General features: G+C 69.6%; 21 protein-coding genes. 7 read left to right on the forward strand and 14 right to left on the reverse strand.

The annotated features are described in order from the left end of the window. Positions 1-19 precede the first annotated feature (19 nt). The 4 genes from MKK82_RS21485 to MKK82_RS21500 all read right to left on the reverse strand — a co-directional run bounded on the left by MKK82_RS21485 (position 20) and on the right by MKK82_RS21500 (position 3,180). Positions 20-274: a sulfurtransferase TusA family protein gene (locus tag MKK82_RS21485; protein WP_238289018.1), complete on the reverse strand. Its 255-nt coding sequence runs from the start codon at positions 272-274 to the stop codon at positions 20-22. A 115-nt stretch (positions 275-389) separates the two neighbouring features. Further along, the gene (locus MKK82_RS21490) at positions 390-665 is read right to left on the reverse strand and encodes a hypothetical protein (RefSeq protein ID WP_238289016.1); all 276 of its coding nucleotides are present in this window, start codon (positions 663-665) and stop codon (positions 390-392) included. A 101-nt stretch (positions 666-766) separates the two neighbouring features. Further along, complete coding sequence (locus MKK82_RS21495; protein ID WP_238289014.1) at positions 767-2,134, reverse strand: glutamate--cysteine ligase; 1,368 nt, start codon at positions 2,132-2,134, stop codon at positions 767-769. Between the two features lie 293 nt (positions 2,135-2,427). Continuing rightward, positions 2,428-3,180, reverse strand: a complete 753-nt coding sequence (locus MKK82_RS21500) for a 16S rRNA (uracil(1498)-N(3))-methyltransferase (RefSeq protein WP_243986857.1) — start codon at positions 3,178-3,180, stop codon at positions 2,428-2,430. A gap of 231 nt (positions 3,181-3,411) precedes the next feature. Here MKK82_RS21500 and MKK82_RS21505 point away from each other — a divergent pair, with 231 nt between their 5' ends. Together MKK82_RS21505 and ubiA are read left to right on the forward strand one after the other, a co-directional pair. After that, positions 3,412-3,885: a hypothetical protein gene (locus MKK82_RS21505; RefSeq protein WP_238289013.1), complete on the forward strand. Its 474-nt coding sequence runs from the start codon at positions 3,412-3,414 to the stop codon at positions 3,883-3,885. Positions 3,886-3,973: 88 nt separating this feature from the next. After that, positions 3,974-4,921: a 4-hydroxybenzoate octaprenyltransferase gene (ubiA, locus tag MKK82_RS21510; RefSeq protein WP_238289011.1), complete on the forward strand. Its 948-nt coding sequence runs from the start codon at positions 3,974-3,976 to the stop codon at positions 4,919-4,921. A gap of 14 nt (positions 4,922-4,935) precedes the next feature. On the opposite strand, the gene MKK82_RS21515 is transcribed toward ubiA, so the two are convergent. Then, positions 4,936-5,436: a DUF6101 family protein gene (locus MKK82_RS21515; RefSeq protein ID WP_243986810.1), complete on the reverse strand. Its 501-nt coding sequence runs from the start codon at positions 5,434-5,436 to the stop codon at positions 4,936-4,938. A gap of 362 nt (positions 5,437-5,798) precedes the next feature. On the opposite strand from MKK82_RS21515, the gene MKK82_RS21520 reads away from it, so the two are divergent. Then, positions 5,799-6,614 carry an inositol monophosphatase family protein gene (locus MKK82_RS21520; RefSeq protein WP_238289007.1) on the forward strand — a complete coding sequence of 272 codons (816 nt, stop codon included), beginning with the start codon at positions 5,799-5,801 and terminating at the stop codon, positions 6,612-6,614. Positions 6,615-6,645: 31 nt separating this feature from the next. On the opposite strand, the gene MKK82_RS21525 is transcribed toward MKK82_RS21520, so the two are convergent. After that, entirely contained in the window at positions 6,646-6,882 is a 237-nt protein-coding gene (locus tag MKK82_RS21525; protein ID WP_238289005.1) for an AsnC family transcriptional regulator, read from the reverse strand. A 230-nt stretch (positions 6,883-7,112) separates the two neighbouring features. Continuing rightward, positions 7,113-7,322, reverse strand: coding sequence for a cold-shock protein (locus tag MKK82_RS21530; protein WP_238289003.1), 210 nt, complete (start codon positions 7,320-7,322; stop codon positions 7,113-7,115). Positions 7,323-7,638: 316 nt separating this feature from the next. Here MKK82_RS21530 and MKK82_RS21535 point away from each other — a divergent pair, with 316 nt between their 5' ends. Further along, positions 7,639-8,028, forward strand: a complete 390-nt coding sequence (locus MKK82_RS21535; RefSeq protein ID WP_238289001.1) for a hypothetical protein — start codon at positions 7,639-7,641, stop codon at positions 8,026-8,028. A gap of 10 nt (positions 8,029-8,038) precedes the next feature. Here MKK82_RS21535 and MKK82_RS34270 read toward each other — a convergent pair whose 3' ends face one another. From MKK82_RS34270 to MKK82_RS21550, 3 genes are all read right to left on the reverse strand, one after another. Continuing rightward, positions 8,039-8,242, reverse strand: coding sequence for a hypothetical protein (locus MKK82_RS34270; RefSeq protein ID WP_012322267.1), 204 nt, complete (start codon positions 8,240-8,242; stop codon positions 8,039-8,041). Between the two features lie 582 nt (positions 8,243-8,824). Then, entirely contained in the window at positions 8,825-10,336 is a 1,512-nt protein-coding gene (locus MKK82_RS21545) for a calcineurin-like phosphoesterase C-terminal domain-containing protein (protein WP_238288997.1), read from the reverse strand. Between the two features lie 344 nt (positions 10,337-10,680). Then, on the reverse strand, positions 10,681-11,979 hold the full coding sequence (locus MKK82_RS21550) for a murein L,D-transpeptidase (protein WP_238288994.1): 1,299 nt from the start codon (positions 11,977-11,979) through the stop codon (positions 10,681-10,683). Between the two features lie 461 nt (positions 11,980-12,440). Between MKK82_RS21550 and MKK82_RS21555 the strand changes: the two genes are divergently transcribed. Continuing rightward, positions 12,441-12,971 carry a DUF1465 family protein gene (locus MKK82_RS21555; protein ID WP_238288991.1) on the forward strand — a complete coding sequence of 177 codons (531 nt, stop codon included), beginning with the start codon at positions 12,441-12,443 and terminating at the stop codon, positions 12,969-12,971. Positions 12,972-13,106: 135 nt separating this feature from the next. On the opposite strand, the gene rpmE is transcribed toward MKK82_RS21555, so the two are convergent. Further along, entirely contained in the window at positions 13,107-13,355 is a 249-nt protein-coding gene (gene rpmE / locus MKK82_RS21560) for a 50S ribosomal protein L31 (RefSeq protein ID WP_012322259.1), read from the reverse strand. 244 nt (positions 13,356-13,599) lie between these two features. Here rpmE and MKK82_RS21565 point away from each other — a divergent pair, with 244 nt between their 5' ends. Both MKK82_RS21565 and MKK82_RS21570 read left to right on the forward strand, forming a co-directional pair. After that, positions 13,600-15,441 (forward strand): ABC transporter transmembrane domain-containing protein, encoded by a 1,842-nt coding sequence (locus MKK82_RS21565; RefSeq protein ID WP_238288976.1) that lies wholly within the window; start codon positions 13,600-13,602, stop codon positions 15,439-15,441. Between the two features lie 39 nt (positions 15,442-15,480). Next, the gene (locus MKK82_RS21570; RefSeq protein ID WP_238288974.1) at positions 15,481-16,503 is read left to right on the forward strand and encodes a D-cysteine desulfhydrase family protein; all 1,023 of its coding nucleotides are present in this window, start codon (positions 15,481-15,483) and stop codon (positions 16,501-16,503) included. Between the two features lie 44 nt (positions 16,504-16,547). Here MKK82_RS21570 and MKK82_RS21575 read toward each other — a convergent pair whose 3' ends face one another. From MKK82_RS21575 to MKK82_RS21585, 3 genes are all read right to left on the reverse strand, one after another. Further along, positions 16,548-16,859 carry a methyl-accepting chemotaxis protein gene (locus MKK82_RS21575; RefSeq protein ID WP_238288972.1) on the reverse strand — a complete coding sequence of 104 codons (312 nt, stop codon included), beginning with the start codon at positions 16,857-16,859 and terminating at the stop codon, positions 16,548-16,550. A 452-nt stretch (positions 16,860-17,311) separates the two neighbouring features. Continuing rightward, positions 17,312-18,325 carry a peptidoglycan -binding protein gene (locus MKK82_RS21580; RefSeq protein ID WP_238288969.1) on the reverse strand — a complete coding sequence of 338 codons (1,014 nt, stop codon included), beginning with the start codon at positions 18,323-18,325 and terminating at the stop codon, positions 17,312-17,314. Continuing rightward, positions 18,325-19,299 carry a MotA/TolQ/ExbB proton channel family protein gene (locus tag MKK82_RS21585; RefSeq protein ID WP_238288967.1) on the reverse strand — a complete coding sequence of 325 codons (975 nt, stop codon included), beginning with the start codon at positions 19,297-19,299 and terminating at the stop codon, positions 18,325-18,327. Before MKK82_RS21585 ends, MKK82_RS21580 begins: the two co-directional genes overlap by 1 nt. Positions 19,300-19,338: the final 39 nt, after the last annotated feature.

The following is a 19,338-nucleotide window of genomic DNA, read 5'->3' on the forward strand; positions in this document are numbered from 1 at the left end:
TGCGAGGCTGACGGATCGTTCAGGAATGCGGCGGCTTCGCGGAGGCCGTGATCCGGAAGCACAGGCGATCCCCCCGCCGCTCCGCCGCCTCGAGCCGTGCTCCCTCCTCGCGGACGAGGTTCGGAATGTCGATCATGGCCAGCGGATCCGTGCAGGTGACCATGAGGGTCTGCCCGGCGGGCAGGCCGCGCAGCGCCTTGCGGGTGCGCAGCACCGGCAGGGGGCACTTCAATCCGCTCAGGTCGAGGTCGATGCAGTCCGGATCGTCGCGCACCTCGGCGTCTCCCGGGCCGGTTCGGGGGTCCGTGTCGCCCGCTTCACCGGCTTGATGGCGGACGGCCCGGCAGCGTCGAAGCTCACCACTCCGAATAGCCGTAAGCCGGACCGTTCTACCGATCCGGAGCCGACCAGACGTAGCGCGGCCCGTTGTAGCCATACTCGAAGCCGGGCCTTTCGATCGCTGCATAGGCGTATCCGTATCCGAAAGGCATCGGGTACTGATACTCGCCGTAGTAGCTCCAGCGCGGCCGTGCCTGGGTGACCGACCCGTGAAACTGTCCCTGGACCGAGGGGCCGGAGCGGGCCGGATCGGCGGCCATGCTGGCGCCGGCGGTGAGGGCAAGGGACGAGAGGCCGGTTACGACGAGGATGGCGATGCGGGTCATGAAACGATCTCCCCACGGCTGCACACACGATTCGGAACGTTCCAATAGCATGCGGCGGAGGCGATTCTCGCGATTCGCCGGGGTTTGGTGTCAGGCTTGGATCAGAACACGCATTCCGTGAAGGCCGGGCGGACGCAGGCATTCCACCGCCGCTCGTAGTCGGCGAGCAGATCATCCGCCCGGGTCCGACCGGCCGCCACGATCGCCTCGAGCGGCTGCAGATAGACCGTCTCGTCCCGTCCCTCCGCGTCGCGGCGGCCGCGCGCCCGCAGGCCCGATCGGGCGATAGCAAGGGCCTCGGCTGCCACGGCGCCGAGCGTCGTGTTGGCCACCGGGGTCGCGAGGCCGAGGCGCGGCGCGGTCGCCCGCGCGGCTTCACGATTGGCCGGGCTCCAGCCCTTCACGAGGTCGAGGGCGGCATCGAGGGCCGATTCGTCGTAGAGCAGCCCGGCCCAGAAGGCCGCCTGCGCGGCGATCATCCCGGGATCGCCGACATCGGCGCCCCGCATCTCCAGGAAGCGCTTCAACCGCACCTCGGGGAATGCGGTGGAGGCGTGGTTCGCCCAATCCGCGACGGTCGCATACTCGCCGGGGAGCTGCGGCAGCTTGCCGGCCATCAGGTCGCGGAACGAGGCGCCGGACACGTCGTGATAGATGTCGCCGCGCTTCACGAAGTACATCGGCATGTCGAGCAGCCAGTCGACGTAGGCCTCGTAGCCGAACCCCGCGTCGAAGGCGAAGGGCAGCATCCCGGTGCGATCAGCGTCGGTGTCGCGCCAGATCTCCGAACGGCGGGAGAGGAATCCGTTCGGCCGGCCATCCGTGAACGGGGAATTGGCGAACAGCGCGGTGGCGACGGGCTGAAGTGCGAGCGACGCCCGCATCTTCCGGACCATGTCGGCCTCGGAGGCGAAATCGAGATTCACCTGCACGGTGGCGGTCCGCAGCATCATGTCGAGGCCCAGCGACCCGACCTTCGGCATATAGCCCGCCATGATCCGGTAGCGGCTCTTGGGCATCACCGGAGTCTCGTCCCGGCGCCACCGGGGGCTCATGCCGAGAGTCAGGAAGCCGATGCCGAGCGGATCGGCCGCCCGCTTCGTCGCCGCCAAGTGGGTGGCGAGTTCGGCCGCCGTGGCGTGAACGTCCGGGAGCGCGGCGCCGGAGAGCTCGAACTGACCGCCCGGCTCGATCGAGATCGCCCCGCCCTCGTCCGCCGACAGGCCGATGATGTTGCCGAGATCGAGGATCGGCTCCCAGCCCGTCTCGCGGGCAAGTCCTTCGAGCAGGGCGCGGATGCCACGCTCGCCGTCATACGGCACGGGCGAGCGGTCGTCCCGGTAGAAGGGAATCTTCTCGTGCTCGGTGCCGATCGCGAAGCGTTCGCGCGGCTTCTCGCCTGCCGCGAACCACGCGATCAGTTCGGCGCGCGCGGTGAGCGGCGTGGAGTCGTTGCTGTCGCGCGCCATGCGCTGCCTGCCCGTGCGTCTGACCTAGAACCTGGAGTGAGAGCGCGCCGGATTGCTCCGGCGGATCCGTCCAGCCCCTCCCCGTCCTGCGAGCGGAGCCCGGACGGACACCCGCCCCCGACCCCGATCGGCGCGCGGCGCAGACGGCGTCCGTGCAGGGACATAATCGAGGCGCCCGGAACCCACAACGCGGCGCCGGCGGCCGGTACGCCGCATCACGTTCGATACCGGGCGACAATCGCCCGCGCCGGTACCTTCATGTGCGCGGGCACACATCGATCCGGGCGGCTCCATCAACGGCCGTCGCCCAGCACCGCCTGAACCAGAGCCAGCACCGCGACCGCCGCTGTGTCGGCCCGGAGGATCCGAGGCCCCAGGGAGATCGCCAGGGTGTTGGGCCGCGCCCGGATCAGCGCCCGCTCCTCCTCGGAGAAGCCGCCCTCCGGGCCGACCAGAACGGCGAGCGGCGGCGGCGCGCTCGGATCGGCCGCCTCACGCAGCGCCCGCACCGGATCGCGCACCGGCGCGTCCTCGTCGCAGAAGACGAGGACGCGCTCCGCGGTCAGACTCCCGAGGGCCCGGGGCAACCGCTCGGGTTCGGGACAATCCGGTATCGCCAGGATGCCGCATTGCTCGGCGGCCTCCACCGCGTTGGCGCGCAGGCGCTCCATGTTGACCCGCTCGCCTTGCGTGAACCGGGTGATCACCGGGCGGATCGTACCCGCGCCCATCTCCACCGCCTTCTGGGCGAGGTAATCCAGGCGTGCGCTCTTCAGGGGGGCGAACAGATAGTGCAGGTCGGGAGGCGGGGTCTGCACCCGCAAGCGTTCGGCAACCTGGAGGTCCGCGCTCTTTCGTCCGGTCTGGACGAGCCGGGCGCGCCACTCGCCGTCGCGGCCGTTGAACACCAGCACCGGATCGTCCGGCCCCTTCCGCAGAACGTTGAGGAGATAATTGGCCTGGGCACGGTCGAGCGGCAGGTTCACCCCGGCGGCGAGGTCGGCCGCGACGAACAGGCGTGGTGCGGTGAAGTCGTAGGCCGGCATGCCGGCGTGGTCGCGCGGGCGGGGCATCCTGTCAACGCGCCGCCGGCCGCGGGAAGTGTTGCCAAAAGATTACGATCCCGGGTTTTCCGCCGCGCAGGCATCACCGCTGCGCAGGCTCGGCCGGCTGCCGGCTTGCCGCTCGATTGACGCCACAATCCTGTGGCGAACCCAGCAGAACGGAATTGAGCCGGCCGCATGCGGATTCGGCAGGGGTGTCGAGGGAGTCGTGGAATGGCAAAGGTGAGCCTGGGTCTGGGGGCTGCGGTGCTGGTCGGCACCGTCCTGTTCGGGTCGGCGGCCTTCGCGCAGGGTGCAGCGCCGGAATGCGGCGCCATCCAGAAGACGCTGGCCGAGCGCAAGGCGCTGGTCGGCCGCGCCAATTCGGCCTCGCAGTCGAAGAAGAAGATGACGCCGCAGGAAGCCTGCGCCTTGTTCGGGAAGCTCCAGAGCAACGGGACCGAGGGCATCAAGTGGATCGCCGCCAACAAGGAATGGTGCTCGATCCCCGATTCGTTCGCGGAGGGCTTCAAGGCCGATCATCTGAAGGTCAGCGGCATCCGCACCAAGATCTGCAGCGTGGCGGCCCAGGCAACCAAGATGGAGGCGCAGGCCCGCGCCCAGGCGCAGAACGGCGGCGGCGGCGGTGGCCTGCTCGGCGGCCCGGGCTTGACGGGCAGCTTCAAGCTGCCGCAGGGCGCATTGTAAGCGCGTCCGGAAGGATCACGGATGCGGTGTGGCTCCCCTCTCCCCAGGGGAGCGGAATCCACGCGTGGGACGACCGGAACTCCGACCGATGGGCGGCACGGTGATCGATAACGGGCGACCCGCGGACGCGGTCACCGGGCACTGGGTCGACCGCCTCGCCCCGCGGAGCTGGCGCCCCTACCTGCGGCTCGCGCGCATCGACCGGCCGATCGGATGGTGGCTGCTGCTCCTGCCCTGCTGGTGGTCGGCGGCGCTCGCGGCGATCAAGGCTGACCAGCCCTTCCCCGACCCCTGGCACTGCCTCCTGTTCCTCATCGGGGCCGTCGCGATGCGGGGGGCGGGCTCCACCTACAACGACATCGCCGACCGTGACCTGGACGCGCAGGTCGAGCGCACACGGCTGCGGCCCCTGCCCTCCGGTCAGGTGCGACCGCGCCACGCGGCCCTCTTCCTGGTGGTTCAGGCCCTGATCGGGCTCACGGTGCTCCTGCAGTTCAATGGGGACGCGATCCTGATCGGGCTGTGCTCTCTGCTGCCGGTGGCGATCTACCCGTTCATGAAGCGCGTCATGCCGCTGCCGCAGGCCGTTCTCGGGCTGGCCTTCGCCTGGGGTGCGCTGATGGGCTGGGCGGCGGTGTTCGCCCGCCTCGACCCGCCGGCGCTGCTGCTCTACGCGGGCGCGCTCTGCTGGGTGATCGGGTACGACACGATCTACGCGGTACAGGACATCGAGGACGACGAGATCGCCGGCATCCGGTCCTCAGCCCGCCTGTTCGGCCGGAGCGTGCGGCCTGCCGTCGGCATCTGCTACGCCCTGGCGACGATCCTGATCGCGCTGGCGGCACGAGGCGCTGGGGCGGGGTTCGTGGGCTATCTCGGCGTTGCGGCCTTCGCGGCGCATCTCGCTTGGCAGACCCTGTCGCTGCGGGATCGCGACGGGCGCGGGGCGCTGGCCCTGTTCCGCTCGAATCGTGATGCCGGATTGATCCTGTTCGTCGGCCTGGCCGTGGACGCGGTGCTGCGTGGCCTGTCCTGAGATGCGATTGGGTTTCAGCTGCGCGCGATGATCTCGTTCTCGCCGCGGTGGATCTGCGGACGTGCCGGGAGACGGCCGGTCTTGCGGCGGGTGAGGAAGCGCGGACGCCGACGTCCGAGCCCGGCGTGACGCCGCCGCATGCGCACCTGCCCGAGGACGAGACGACCGATCTGCTGCGACACCGGGACGAGGACGCCGTCCTCCCGAACGATCATCCGCACCAGACCGGCGCGGGCCGCGATGTCGCGCCACACGGCCACCACGTCATCCTCGGGGAAGCTGCCGAGGCGATGCACTTCATCGCCCTCGGCATCGACGAGGATCAGGCTGAACCGGTCGGCCCCGGTGATCTCCGCATCCTCGGCCGCGTAGGCGAGCGCGATGCCGGCGGCCCGTCCTGCACCGGACATCCGGCCGATCACCGGCAGCGGAGAGGCGGTGAAGCAGAACGCGGCGTCGGCCCCATGTATCGGTCGTCCTGCGTGATCGTCGTCCGTGACCGGGTAAGTGTTCATCTGTCCGAGTCCCTGGAGCAAGTGGCAGCCCTTGTCGGGCCGTCCGTTATGCCAAGCAAAATCGCACCCGAACTCCTCCGCACCGCTTAAGAGCCGTCGTTAAGCGAATCTGGACAGCGCTGTCATTTGCGGAATGCTCAATGCTTCCTTGAATGCTCAACACTTCCTTGCGCAGACCGATCATTATCGATCGATCAACCAGGGCTCCTTGTGGCGCTGCGGGCGGCACCGTACAACGGGATGCCCGCGCGCGTTCCTCAAGCGCCCGGTTTCCCCAGCCCGAGGCGGTCCGGACGTCCGAGCGACCGGACGGTCGGCGCAACCAAGCCCTCACGGGCCTGACGGATCTCATGCGGAGCGCGATGCCAGAGCCTCTCACCGACGAAGCCGTGTCTGCCCTGATGCCGGAGCTGCGCGCCGTGATGCGCGAGGCGGCCGACATCGCGCGCCCGTTCTTCAGGCTCGGCGGACAGACCTCGGCGCGCATTTGGTCGAAGGCCGGCGGCTCGCCGGTGACCGAAGCGGACGTCGCGGTCGACGCCTTCCTCAAGGTCCGGCTGAGCGCCCTCGTGCCGAAGGCCGCGTGGTTGTCGGAGGAAACCGCCGATGATCCCGCGCGGATCGGCCACGATCTGGTCTGGATCGTCGACCCGATCGACGGCACTCGGGCTTTCCTGTCGGGCCACCCGGATTGGTCGATCGCGGTGGCGCTGCTGGCCGCCGGTCAGCCGCTGATCGGTTTCGTCCACGCACCCGTGGGCGACGCAGATTATGAGGCCGTCCGCGGTCGCGGAGCGACCCGGAACGGCAAGGCGATCCGGGTCGATGCGCGGGAGAAATTGGCCGGCGCCCGCATCACGGGGCCGAAGCCGATGCTCGACCGATTGGCCGAGGGCGTCGGGTCGGCCTCCGATTTCGAGGTGATCAAGCGGATACCATCCCTCGCCCTCCGGCTCGCCCGGGTCGCGGACGGCAGCGTCGATGTCGGGATGGTCTCCGGTCATGCCCGTGACTGGGATCTCGCCGCCGCGGACCTCGTCTTGCGCGAGGCCGGCGGCGTCGTATGCGGCTTCGACGGCGAGGCAACCCGCTACAATCGTGCCGACCCCGTACACGGCGAGCTGCTCGCCGCACCCTTGGCCCTGCGCGATCCCGTGCTCAAGGCCTGGGATCGCTGAGGACCGCTGTTCCGCTGATGAGCGGCGGCTCTCAGGCCGCCGTCGCGTCGTGGAGCTTCATCGCGGTGGGCGCGAGCCCGAGCCGCTCGGCGAGATGCCAGTGAAGCTCCCGCGGGGAGTGATAATTGTAGGACCGGTCGATCAGGTGACTGATGTCGGCCCGGGTCTGATCCCCGGTATTGGCCCGTGCCAGCTTGCCGACCCGGAAGGTCGGCGCATCGGTGACGGGCGAGCGGACGCCATGGCGCCGCGTGTATTCGAACAACATACGTAAGGTCTTTTCTTTTCTGAGCCGGACGTTGGCGCCGTCCGGTGTCGTTTCTGGAAATTGCCTCCGACGCTGTCACCGTGGACGATGTCGCCCGCCGGGAAGCGTCGGAAGGGGGAACCGCGTCACGCGGCCGGTTCAAAGTCCTTGTCGGCCTTCCCGTTGCGGGGGCGCCCGGTGCACGGTGGCACGGCGGGCGTTCAGCCAGGACCCTCAGCCTCGCAGGTCGATCAAGCCGCCTGTAGGTTGCCGGCGGCGTCCTTGCCGCTGCGCTTGTCGGTGAGGATCTCGTAAGTGACGCGCTGACCTTCGATCAGGTTGCGCATCCCGGCGCTCTCGACGGCCGAGATGTGAACGAACACGTCCTTGCCGCCGTCATCCGGCTGGATGAAGCCGTAGCCCTTGGTCTCGTTGAACCACTTCACAGTACCGGTATTCACGTAGTGTACCTCATTCGTCCATAGGCCATCCGCACGGCACGAGGGCCGCGTGATGCACCACGGTCTTTCTGGGTTGAGCCAGTGCGGCGGGGCGCGAGTCGCTGAACCTGAAGAGCGTCAGCCTCGGTGGGAAAGCCCCCCGAGGACGTATTTAAGCGTCGGCTGCGGCTGCAACAAGGCGCTGGCGGCGTATCTTCTGCGTCGCAGGTGGCCGGAGCCACACCGGCGGTGGGTCGCGCCCCCTGTGATTTCCGGCCGTCGCGATGCATATACGGAATGCGCTCAAGCGGTTAAGGCGTGTGGCTCTGGACGATACATGGCAGGCATCTCGGTCTCGCTGGACGGTGCGAACATCCAGCTCTCCTTCCAGAAGGATGATCAGGCGACGGCGGTGGTGATGGATGCCCGCGCCGCCCGCGCCCTGGTCCGCGCCGTCGGGCAGCTCCTCACCGCGATCGACGACACCGACGAGCCCGACATGGGCGAGGAGATGGGCGACGAGGAGGTGGCCATGCTCGACGTGACGTCGTCGGCCATCGAGATCGGCACCGACGACGAGGGGCAGGCCGTGGTCGCGCTTCAGGCCGGCGCGCTGCCGCCGTTCCAGCTGCGTCTCACCGACGAAGAGGCCCGCCACGTGGTGACGAGCCTCTCCGAAATCCTGAATGCGCCGCGCGACGTTCGCACGTCGCATGGCGGTCACTGATCGGCGCAGATTACATCCGCGTGCCGGGATCTGTCGGCGTACCCGGGAAGATGTCCGGCTCTGAACCGGGGCCGCCCGGCTCGCCGATCCCCGGATCGTTCACCGGATAGGGCGTGCGCGGGCCGGTGGGGCCGATATCCGGCTCTTCTTCGGGTGTCGGCGGCGGGGGCGGCAGATCGCCGGGCGTGGGCTCGGGAAGGCCGGGATTGGCCATGACGCGGCTCCTGATGGGTTGGGGATGGTGACCAACGGACCGCGCTTCCAGGGGTTCCGGGGCCGGCTCCCTGGCGTCTTCCCCGCCCCGGCCGCGGACGAAACGGCGCGTGTCGCCTCCCGCGGCCATGCTGGGCTCGGAGCTTGGCGGTACGCTTGGCCCGATCTCCCTGGAGCCACGATCCTGCCCCTCGCGATGGATGTCGTCTGAGAGGCCGGATCGATCCTCCCCCGCGCCACGCTGTCCGCGGATGGCGCAGGGGACACCGGCGCGGCACTGCTGCCACGCCGGAACAGGTTCCCGCTCCGGGATCAGGACCAGACCGGCAGGGGCGGGGAAACCGCCGTCGGTGCGGATCCGGAGGCCGAGGCAACCGAGGATCGTGCCCTGGCCTCGTTCAGTGCGATCCGCATCGAGGAGGTCAAGGCCGGCGGCCGCCGGCACGCCCGGACGGTCGCGGCCGACCAGAGCACCGTCACGCACCGCATATCCGACGACCGGGACGCCGTCCGCGTGAACGTCATCGAGGGGTTCGCGGAAGGCGGCCACGGTGTCCGCCTTCCGGCAGCCCGACCGGTTCCGTCAGCCGCGCCCCCGCTCGCCGGCGACCTCCAGCACGGCGCTGGCGCGGATCGGGCGGCCGTACTCGTCGACGCCTTCAACCGTGACGCGATGAACGCCCGGTGCGAGGTCGTCCGGCAGCCGCGCCGTCCAGATGTGGGACGACGGTATTGCCTGGACCCAGCCCTTCTTGGTCTCCGGGTAGCGCTGGAACAGCTCGGCGACGAACGGATCCAGGCGACGAGTCCGCGCCAGCGCCTGCGGGGCGCGGCCTCCGATCCGAAGCGTGAGGTGCGTTCGTGGACCGCCGTCGAAAACGTTGACCACCACAGTCGTATCGGCGAGCGCGTCCTGGGCGACCGACGGCCGCAGGCCCTGCAGGGGCCGGGTGTGACGGATCACCTCCACCGCGCCGGCGCGCGCCTCGCTCTCGAACAGGATGCGCATCGTCTCGTCCGGCTGACCCTGCGCCGGGACGTAGCGCGTGGTGTAGTCGTTGCCGCGGATCGACAGCACGTGGAAGCCGTTGGGCGTACCGTCGCGGCTGTCGGCCGATGGGATGCCGGTGCGCGTGTCCGGGCCGCTCCACCATGAGCCCGAGACGGCCGTGAGGACATGGTGGTGGTGGCCCTTGGCCGGATAGTGGTGCTCGGTGGTGTGGGTATGCCCGGCAAGGCTCAGGACCCTGCGCCCGCCCAGCAGATCGAGGAGCGCGGCCCGGTCGGTCGTCGTCCCGCGCGCGTCGTCCGGCGCCGTGTCGGTGAAGAGCGGGATGTGCATGGCGAGCACGATCAGGGCGTCCCGCGGGATCTCGGCCAGGAGGTTGCGGAGGAAGGCGAGGCCGCGCTCGCCGACCCGTCCGCGATAGGTGTTTGCGCCGAGGGGAACCGGCGGACCGAGCCACTCGACATTGTCGAGCAGGACGAACCACGCGCGCCCCTGCTGGAACGCGTAGGTCGGCGACCCGAACACCCGCTTCCAGGTCTCGCGGCTGTAGCGGGCATCCGGGGCCTGCATGTTGAGGTCGTGGTGGCCCGGCAGGCTGTACCAGGGCACGCCGATCTGGCCCACGATGCGGTTGGACCGGCCGTAGAGCGACAGGTCGTCGAACAAAACGTCGCCAGTGGTCAGGCCGAACGCCGCCGGGATCGCCATCGCGCGGGCGACGGCGGTATCCCGCACGTGGTCGAGCTCGGTGCGGCTCTCGGGCTGGGGATCGGTGAACAGGAGGACGTCGAACTCCGTCGGCTCCTCGGTCCGTGTCAGGGTGAAGTCGATCGAGGCCGGCAGCGGTCCGGTCGGGGCGACGCCCCGGTAGCGGAGACCCAGGTCGACCGGCGTTCCGCCGGGCTGATGGACGTAGGAGTGGCGCGGCACGTTGTCGACGTCGCGCGGCAGGGCGTAGTCCGGCGGCTTGATCACGAAGATCGCGCCGTCCCCCTCCAGCGGCAGGCGGTAGCGGCCCTGCGCGTCCGTGCGCACGACCTCGCGCCCGTTGGAGACCAGCACGCCGGGCAGCGGGACGCGGTCCACCCCGGCGAGGCCGGTCGCCCAGACGATCCCGGTGGCCTCCGCGGCCTCCTCCGCCGTCGCGCGCCCCGCGGGCCAGCCCTAGGCCGGCCAGGCCGGCTACGGTCTCCCGCCGGGTGAGGCGTCCGACTCCGGATGCGGTATCACGCGACATGGGCTGCTCCTGCAACGCAACGCAACGCGGCGTCCGGCTGGCGAGCCGATCGCGCTGTCGCCTGCGGCCAAGCAGATCTGTCTGACGGCCGGATGACAGAAGCGATCCGCAACGCGCGAGGCCCGCATCTCGGCGGAGATGCGGGCCTCGGAACGCTGCACCGGAGCGCGGCGCCGTCACGCGGCGGTGAGAATTACTCCTCGTCGCCGGGCTCGAAGCTCTGCGGCACAGGCTCGGCGCTCGCGACGGGAGTCGGGGCACCGATGGTCGACGGCACGTTCACGCCGTCGCGCTTGTAGATGTCGTCCCGGAACTGCACGAGGCCGTCCGGGGTCGACCACGCAGTGATGTAGGTCCAGTAGACTGGCACCGGCTGTGCGATGTTGGCGTCGATGCGCTTGCCGCTCTCGATCGCCTCCTCGACCTGCTGGCGACCCCAGCCGGGCGTGTCCTTGAGGAGCCAAGTGATGTACTCGCGCACGTTCTGGACGCGGACGCAGCCCGAGGAGATGAAGCGGAAATCGTCGCCGAACACACCCTTGGTGTTCGTGTCGTGCATGAACACGCCGTAGGGATTCGGGATGTTGATGCGCACGATGCCCATCGAATTGAAGTCGGCGCCCGAATCCTGCCGGTAGGTATAGCGCGTGCCCTCGTCGGAGAACCAGTTCACCGACTTCGGCGAGATCTCCTGGCCGTTCCCGAGAATGCGGATCTTGTTGTCCGTGAGGTAGTTCGGATCCTTCTGCATCTTCGGGATCAGGTCCTTCTTCACGATGGAAGCCGGGACCGTCCAGGTCGGGTTGAAATTGATCTGCGTCGCCTTGGTGTTCATGATTGGCGACTGGCGGTCGATTTTGCCTACGCCCGCGGCGTGGAGCGTGACGACCTGACCGTTCTCCACCGTCTCCACCAGCGCGGCGGGGATGTTGGTGATGACGAAGCGGCGGCCGAGATCACCCGAATAGGAGCGCAGGCGCACCACGTTGGTCTCCAGCTGACGCAGCCGCACGTCGGCGGTCACGTTCATGGCCTGCTGGGTGGCGAGGCTCATCGTACCGGTCTGGCTCAGGCCGTGGCGGGCCTGGAAGCGCTTCACGCCGGCTGCGACGTAGGAATCGTACACGCCCGAACCACCGGCCGCCTGATCGAGGTCGCCCGTAACGATGAGGCGCTGGCGGACGGCGGCCACGGCCGGGCCGCGTGAGCCGATCCGCAGATGCTCGGCACCGGAGACCGCGCGCCAGCCGCCGCGGGTGACGATGTCCTTGTAGCGATCGACCATCTGCTCGGTCGCCGTCACCGTCTGAGGCGAGAGGATCGGAACGGTCTCGCGCTGGACCTGCATGCCGGCGGGAGAGGCGTAGTCCTGCGCCCATTCGGCCTGGGCGTAATTGCCCTGGTCGCGCGCCTCGGCGGCGCCGAAGCCGAGCGTGCCGAGGGCGGCGACGCTCAACAGGGCGGTGAACCGGTTTTGTGCCTTCATGCGCATCGGTCGCTGGCTCTGGTCCGGAGTTCGTCAGATTGTGGCGGGGACGGCTTGTCTCCGCGCCACGGTGTCGGTCTGCCGTTAAGACTCCCTATCGAAGGGGCCGGAATATGGCACCGCGGTGCGCAAGCGCACGCGGCAGCGGGATCCGGCCGCTGGGCGACGGCCGCGCGCCACGACCTGTGGCAGGGATGCCATAGCGCGGCGGAGATCCCCCCGCGACGTGCCTCCCGCTCAGGACGGGCCGATGCGGCCAATCCAGCCCTATCGGGGCCTCGTCGCGGCGCAGTGGCATCCGCCTACAGCGGTCTTAAGTTGGCCGCAGGCGCGATATTAAGGTTAAAAAAGGATGAACCCTGATGTCGCCGCCGATCGGCGCTAGGATTGCTGCGTCGTCGGACAGCCAGGGACGCAGCGTCCCAGTTTCGCACGGACAGGGCCGTCGGACGGCACAGGAGAGGCAGATGAACGGCTTCGATGTCACGTTCCGGGACGACCGAGACTGGGTCGATTTCGGCAAGTCCTACGTCCACTCGGACGCCTTCAAGACGCTGTTCCGCGAAGGGATGACGCTCGTCGAAGAGACGGCCGCCTACCTCGACGGCGAAGGTCGCGACGAGTCCCGCCTCGTTTCCCGCGACGCGACGCTGAGCTACGCGACCGAGAGCATGCGCCTGACGACACTGCTGATGCAGATCGCCTCCTGGCTGCTCGTGCAGCGCGCCGTTGCCGAAGGCGAGATGACCCCGGCGGAGGCGCTCCTAGAGAAGCATCGCGTCAAGCTCGGCAGCTCCGAGCCGTCGAAGCCGCAGGATTTCAACCAGCTGCCGGTCCGCCTCCAGCAGTTGATCCAGCGGGCGAGGCGCCTTCACACCCGGATCCTGCACCTCGATTCGCTGATCACCGAGGATCGCCCGACGCCGGCGCCGGTGGAGAGCCCGGTGGCGCAGCAGCAGGGCCTGCTGCGGATGGCGTTCCGGATGGCCGACGGCTGAGGGCGCCGGCCCGGAAGCGAGCGGCCCGGAGGCGCGCCTCTCCGCCACACGGTGCCGCAACGAAAAACGGGCGGCCCCGGAGGGCCGCCCGTTCCGGCCGCGCCGTCCCGAGGGGCGGCGCGCTGTCTCGATCGCTCAGCGCTTGCCGAGGTTGCCGAACCGCGAGTTGAAGCGCGAGACGCGACCGCCGCGGTCCAGCATCTTCTGCTCACCGCCGGTCCAGGCCGGATGGGTCAGCGGGTCGATGTCGAGGTTGAGGGTATCGCCCTCTTTCCCATAGGTCGAACGGGTCTGGTACTCGGTACCGTCGGTCATCACGACCTTGATGAAGTGGTAGTCGGGGTGCTCGGTCCCCTTGGCCTTTGCGGCCGCGTCCTTCGCCATGACCTTTGGTCCCTGATCTGGCACGCCGGCGGGAAGCGCAGGAGGCGCCGCCCGGCCCGGAATGCGGAAGATATCACCGGTTGCACCGAACCGCTGGTTCGTGGCAACGGCACGTCCAAGCCGACCGTGGTGGCGGCCCGCGGCCATTGAACACACGCAATCGGATGAGCGGCGGCGTATACCGCAGGCTTTCTCCGGTCACAAGCGCCGCGGACCGGATGGGGGGACTGACACGTGAGGCGTGATGGCCCGTAAGACCAAGGCCGCCGAAGGTCGGCCCAAAGCCCCGCTGAGCGCGCTTCGGCCGCTGATGCCCTTTGCCCTGCGCTACCGGGGGCGGATCGCCGCCGGACTCGTCGCCCTCATCTGTGCCTCGGCCTCGACGCTGGTCGTGCCGATCGCCATGCGCCGCGTGATCGACCACGGCTTCACCGTCGACGGCTCGGAGGTGATCGACGCCTACTTCCTGGCCCTGCTCGGCGTGGTGGCGGCCTTCGCGCTGTCGAGCGCGGCGCGCGTCTACACGGTGGTGACGCTCGGCGAGCGCGTGGTGGCGGACCTGCGCAGCGCCGTCTTCGCCCGTCTGACGATCCTCGATCCCGCCTTCTTCGACCGCGCGCAGTCGGGGGAGATCGTCTCGCGTCTCACGGCCGACGCGACGCAGATCAAGTCGGCCTTCGGCGTCTCGGTCTCGATCCTGCTGCGGAACCTGTTCCTGTTCGTGGGCGCCACCGCCATGATGGTGATCACGAGCCCCCGCCTCTCCGTGATGGTGCTGGCGGCGATTCCGCTGATCGTGTTCCCGCTGATCATCTCGGGCCGGGGCGTGCGCCGGCGCTCCAGGGCCGCGCAGGACCGTCTGGCGGATGCGTCCGCCTACGCCGCCGAGGCGGTGGGAGCCGTGCGGATCATGCAGGCCTTCGGGCGCTCGGCCATGACGGAGGCCCGCTTCGCCGCGGCGTCCGAGGACGCCTACGCGGCGGCCCGCGATTCGATCCGGGCGCGGGCCCTGCTGACCGGCGTGGCGATCTTCCTGATCTCCGCCTCGGTGGTCGGGGTGATGTGGTACGGGGCGCAGGGCGTCCTCAACCACTCCATGAGCGGCGGCGAACTCTCGCAATTCGTGCTCTACGCCGTCTTCGGCGCCGGGGCGCTGGGCCAGCTCTCGGAGGTGTACGGCGACCTCGCGATGTCGGCCGGGGCCGCGGAGCGGCTCACCGAGATCCTCGCCACGGAGCCCGCGATCCGCGCGCCCTCCCCCGCGCTTCCGCTGCCGGTGCCCGCACGCGGCGCCGTGGAGTTCGAGGCCGTGCGCTTCGCCTATCCGACGCGACCCGGCCATGCCGCCCTGGACGGCCTGGCCTTCGCGGCGGCGCCCGGCGAGCGCATCGCCCTCGTCGGTCCCTCCGGGGCCGGCAAGACCACGGTCTTCCAGCTGCTGCTGCGTTTCTACGACCCGCAGGGCGGCCGGATCCGGGTGGATGGCGCCGACATCGCGCAGGTCGATCCGGAGGCCCTGCGCGCCCGCATCGCCCTGGTTCCGCAGGACCCGGTGGTGTTCTCCGGCAGCGTCACCGAGAACATCCGGTACGGGCGCCCCGACGCCGGCGAGGCGGAGGTGCGGCGCGCGGCCGAGCTTGCCAACGCGCACGGCTTCATCGCCGCCCTGCCGCAGGGTTACGCGACCCAGGTGGGTGAACGCGGCGTGACGCTGTCGGGCGGCCAGCGGCAGCGCATCGCCATCGCCCGCGCCATTCTGAAGGATGCACCGATCCTGCTGCTCGATGAGGCGACCTCGGCGCTCGACGCGGAATCCGAGCGCGCGGTGCAGGCCGCCCTCGACACGCTGATGCAGGGCCGCACCACTCTGGTGATCGCCCACCGCCTCGCCACGATCCGCGCGGCGGACCGGATCCTCGTCCTTGACGATGGTCGCATCGTCGAGACCGGGACCCACGAGAGCCTGCTGGCCCAGGGCGCGCTCTACGCGCAGCTCGCGAACCTGCAGTTCACCGACGCGCTGGACGAGACCGCGCGCGGGAAGGAGCCTCGTATCCGGGCCGAGCGGCTGCCGGCCGGGGAGTAGACCGGGACAGGGGCTCGGCCGCGGTGTAGAAGCGTCGGCATGCCGACCCTCGATCTCACGCGCTTCCCGCGCCTGCCGCTCCTGACGCTTCCGACACTGATCGAGCCGCTCGACGGGTTGACGCGCCACCTCGGTGGGGCGCTCAACGGCGTGCGGATCTTCGTGAAGCGCGACGACGTGGCGGGGATCGGGCTCGGCGGCAACAAGCTCCGCAAGCTGGAATACCTGCTGGGTGCAGCCCGCGCCGAGGGGGCCGACACGGTGGTAACCGTGGGAGCGATCCAGTCGAACCACGCCCGGCTCACCGCCGCGGCCGCGGCCCGGGCCGGTCTCGCCTGCGAGCTGTTCCTGACCCGGAGCGTTCCGCGCGAAGATCCGGACTACACCGGAAACGGCAACCGCCTGCTCGACGACGTGTTCGGCGCCAAGGTCCATGAACTGCCTGGAGATGCGGATTCCGTGGCTGCCGCCGAGGCGCGGGCGATCGAACTCCGCGGGACGGGCCGCGGCGTCTACGTCTTTCCGTCCGGCGGATCGAGCCCGACCGGCTGCCTCGGCTACGTGAATGCCGCGGCCGAGATCCTGGCGCAGGCGGAAGCGCTCGGCCTGGATTTCGCGCAGATCATCACCGCCAACGGCAGCGCCGGCACCCATGCCGGCTTGGTGGCGGGGCTCGCCGCCATGGACCTCGACCCCCGGCTCGCGAAGTCCTTCGCGGTGCTCGCCGAGGAGAGCCGCGCCCGGGCGGAGGTGCTGGAGAAGGCCAACGCCACCCTCGCGCTGATGGGGTTGGAGCGGCGCGTGACCCCGGACGACATCAACCTCGACGGGCGCCACCGCGGCTCCGGCTACGGCATTCCCACGGAGGGCATGCTGGAGGCGGTCCGCTTGATGGCCCGCCACGAGGGCCGGCTGCTCGATCCGGTCTACAGCGGCAAGGCCTTCGCGGGCCTGCTCCACGACGTGCGCGCCGGCCTCTATCCGAGCGGTGCGGCGGTGCTCTTCCTGATGACCGGGGGAACCCCGGGGGTGTTCGCCTACAAGGACGCCCTGGCGGGCTGACGCGCGGCCTTTCCGCAGGCGGCGCGCGCATCCGCGTCACGGCGTCAGGTCGTGGAGGCTTTCGCGCATTCTCCGGCGGCGGTGGCGTCCCGCGACCGCTCCGCGGCAGCCTGGATCAGACCGACCTGAGACACGAGCGTCTCCGTCGCACGCGACATCTGTCCGGCCAAGCTCCGCACCTCGGCGGCGGCGACTGCGAAGCCTCGTCCGGCCGCGTCGGCGCGGCTCGCCTTCATCGAGGCCCGAAGCGCCATCAGGCTCGTCTGCTCGGCGATCGAGGCCAGCAGGCCGGTCAGGTCCTCCCGCGTGCTGCGCTCCGGGACCGCCGCCGGCCCGAACGCCGTCAGCTGTCTCAACCCCTCCTCGAAAACCCGCATGGCCGCCGCGATCGCCTGCGCGTCTTCGGAGGCGTCCGCACGCGACCCGACGTATCGTTCCGGCTCACGATGCGCGGCTAGGCCGGCGTCAGGCGTCCACGGGCCCCTGGCGCTCTGGGACTGGTTGGATTTTGACATCGGCCGCATCCCTCTCAGAACGCCGGCACCATGCTTTCACAAAGATAATTCTTGGTTAATCCAGGCCCTCTCGGGCAATCCCTCAAGCTTGCGACGCGCCCGCGGATGATTTTCCAGACCAACCCCGCCTATTCCCGACCGTCATTTGCTCTGGACACCGTGATCTCAGAGCGAGATCCTGCACACCTTGAGGCCAAGCATCCCGATCATTCCGGAATACCTCGAAGCCATTCCGGCATCCGGGGCCTCGAGCTCGGGAGCCGCAATCCGCCGAGGGGCTGCCGTGGCTCGGCCTATCGTTCCGTGAGCTTCATCTCGATCCGCCGGTTGCGGCCATAGGCCTCCTCGGTGGCACCGGTATCCAGGGGCTGGAACTCGCCGAAGGCGCCGGCCAGGAGATGCTGCGGCGGGATGCCCTTCCCGGCGAGATACTGCACCACCGCGATGGCGCGGGCGGCCGAGAGCGCCCAGTTCGAGGGGAATTGCGGCGTGTTGATCGGGCGCGCGTCGGTGTGGCCGTCGACCCGCAGCACCCAGGGCAGATCCGCCGGGATCTCCCTGGCGAGATCGGAGATCGCGCCGGCAATCCGGTCGAGTTCAGGGCCGGCCTCGGGCTTCAGAGAGGCGGAGCCCCCCGGGAATAGGACCTCGGATTGCAGCACGAACCGATCGCCGACCACGCGGATGTCCGAGCGGTTGCCGAGGATCTGCCGGAGCCGTCCGAAGAAGTCCGAGCGGTACCGGGCGAGTTCCTGGACCTTCTGGGCCAGCGCCACGTTCAGACGGCTGCCGAGTTCCGCGATGCGCGCCTGGGACTCGCGATCACGGCTCTCGGAGGCGGCCAGCGCATCCTCCAGCGCCGCCAGTTGGCGGCGCATGGCGCTGATCTGCTCGTTCAGGAGATCGATCTGGGACAAAGCCCGCTTCGTGGCACCGCGCTCGACCTCCAGTTGCCTGTCGAGTGGGGCTGCCGCGCCCTGGCTGACGGTGGCGGCCTCGGCCTGGGACTTGGCCTGATCGCGCTCGCTCTCGACCCCGGCCAGCGTCGTGCGAAGGTTGCGAGCTTCATCCTCCTGGCTGCGGCGGTTCGAACGCTCCAGAGCCAGCAGATCGGTGAGGTCCGCGATCTGGCGATTGAGCTTGGCCAAGGTCTCGTCCCGACCGGTCAGCTCCTGGGACAGGAAGAACTGCCCGACGACGAACACCGTCAGGAGGAACACGACGGACAGCAGCAGCGTCGCCAGCGCGTCGACGTAGCCGGGCCAGACGTTGAGGCTGTGCCGGGAGCGCGCCGCCCTGGAAGCCATTAGACCCGCTCCCGCCCGAGCCGGTCGAGCACCTGTTTCAACTCGCGCTCGCGGCTCGCCTGCGCCTCGACCCAGTCGCGGATCATCTGCTGCTCGGCCCGCATGTGCTGGACGAGGCCCTGGATGCCCTCGGCGAGGTTGGTCATGGCCAGTGTGGCGGCGCGGCTGCTCCCGCCCTCCGCCACCATGGCGGTCAGGCGATCCACGGCCTCCTTCAACTCCATGGACCCGAGGCTCGGCCCGGCCGCCAGGGCCGGCGTCCCGGCGACGGTCTCGCCGGACATCAGCCAATCCTGGAGCTCGTTGTGGAACCGGGCATGGGCTTGGCCCGCCTGCAGTTCCAGGAAGCCGGTGATCAGAGACGAGGCGAGACCGAACAGGGAAGCCGAGAAGGCGAGGCCGATCCCCGACAACGGAACCGCCAAGCCGGATTTCAGCTCGTCGAACATCACGCCGGCATCGCCGCCGCCGCGCATGCCCTTGATCACGCCCCCCACCGCCGAGAGGGTGTCAATCAGGCCCCAGAAGGTGCCGAGGAGGCCGAGCAGGATGAGGATGCCGGCGATGTAGCGCAGGATCTCGCGCCCCTCGTCGAGGCGCGCCGCGATGGTGTCGAGATAGCCCGCGGTACCCGGCAGGGTCGCCCCGGCGGCGCGGGCGGTGATCATCGGTGCCATGGGCGCGAGCAGGGCCGGCGGCCGCTTGGCCTGAGCACCCCGCGCCACGGCGTTGACGTAGGTGGTTTCGCGGTAAAGCCGGATCACCTGTCCGAACGCGATCAGCACCGCGATCAGCAGCACGCCCAGGATGAGGCCGTTGAGCCCGGGATTGGCCAGGAAGGCCGGGGTGATCTGCTTGAACAGGATGAAGGCCAGGAAACCGACCAGGGTCAAAAAGACCAGCATCCGTCCGAGATAGATCCCGGGCCGTGCCAGCGGCGCTCTCCTGTCTTCGCCGGTATCGCGGGCGGCCATCGGTCGCTCTAGCCTGATCTCGAGGTGGGGTCGCCGGCG

This window comes from Methylobacterium sp. E-046 (genome assembly GCF_022829625.1).
Lineage (GTDB): Bacteria > Pseudomonadota > Alphaproteobacteria > Rhizobiales > Beijerinckiaceae > Methylobacterium > Methylobacterium longum.

Bases quoted from the DNA above. Each gene is read 5' to 3' on its own strand.
- MKK82_RS21490 (WP_238289016.1), bottom strand. From the start codon at position 665: ATGACCCGCATCGCCATCCTCGTCGTAACCGGCCTCTCGTCCCTTGCC.
- MKK82_RS34270 (WP_012322267.1), bottom strand. From the start codon at position 8,242: ATGGCCAATCCCGGCCTTCCCGAGCCCACGCCCGGCGATCTGCCGCCC.
- MKK82_RS21500 (WP_243986857.1), bottom strand. From the start codon at position 3,180: ATGCCGGCCTACGACTTCACCGCACCACGCCTGTTCGTCGCGGCCGAC.
- MKK82_RS21555 (WP_238288991.1), top strand. From the start codon at position 12,441: ATGAACGGCTTCGATGTCACGTTCCGGGACGACCGAGACTGGGTCGAT.
- MKK82_RS21515 (WP_243986810.1), bottom strand. From the start codon at position 5,436: ATGAACACTTACCCGGTCACGGACGACGATCACGCAGGACGACCGATA.
- rpmE (WP_012322259.1), bottom strand. From the start codon at position 13,355: ATGGCGAAGGACGCGGCCGCAAAGGCCAAGGGGACCGAGCACCCCGAC.
- MKK82_RS21570 (WP_238288974.1), top strand. From the start codon at position 15,481: ATGCCGACCCTCGATCTCACGCGCTTCCCGCGCCTGCCGCTCCTGACG.
- MKK82_RS21585 (WP_238288967.1), bottom strand. From the start codon at position 19,299: ATGGCCGCCCGCGATACCGGCGAAGACAGGAGAGCGCCGCTGGCACGG.
- MKK82_RS21505 (WP_238289013.1), top strand. From the start codon at position 3,412: ATGGCAAAGGTGAGCCTGGGTCTGGGGGCTGCGGTGCTGGTCGGCACC.
- MKK82_RS21580 (WP_238288969.1), bottom strand. From the start codon at position 18,325: ATGGCTTCCAGGGCGGCGCGCTCCCGGCACAGCCTCAACGTCTGGCCC.
- MKK82_RS21535 (WP_238289001.1), top strand. From the start codon at position 7,639: ATGGCAGGCATCTCGGTCTCGCTGGACGGTGCGAACATCCAGCTCTCC.
- MKK82_RS21565 (WP_238288976.1), top strand. From the start codon at position 13,600: ATGGCCCGTAAGACCAAGGCCGCCGAAGGTCGGCCCAAAGCCCCGCTG.
- MKK82_RS21495 (WP_238289014.1), bottom strand. From the start codon at position 2,134: ATGGCGCGCGACAGCAACGACTCCACGCCGCTCACCGCGCGCGCCGAA.
- MKK82_RS21520 (WP_238289007.1), top strand. From the start codon at position 5,799: ATGCCAGAGCCTCTCACCGACGAAGCCGTGTCTGCCCTGATGCCGGAG.
- MKK82_RS21550 (WP_238288994.1), bottom strand. From the start codon at position 11,979: ATGCGCATGAAGGCACAAAACCGGTTCACCGCCCTGTTGAGCGTCGCC.
- MKK82_RS21525 (WP_238289005.1), bottom strand. From the start codon at position 6,882: ATGTTGTTCGAATACACGCGGCGCCATGGCGTCCGCTCGCCCGTCACC.
- ubiA (WP_238289011.1), top strand. From the start codon at position 3,974: ATGGGCGGCACGGTGATCGATAACGGGCGACCCGCGGACGCGGTCACC.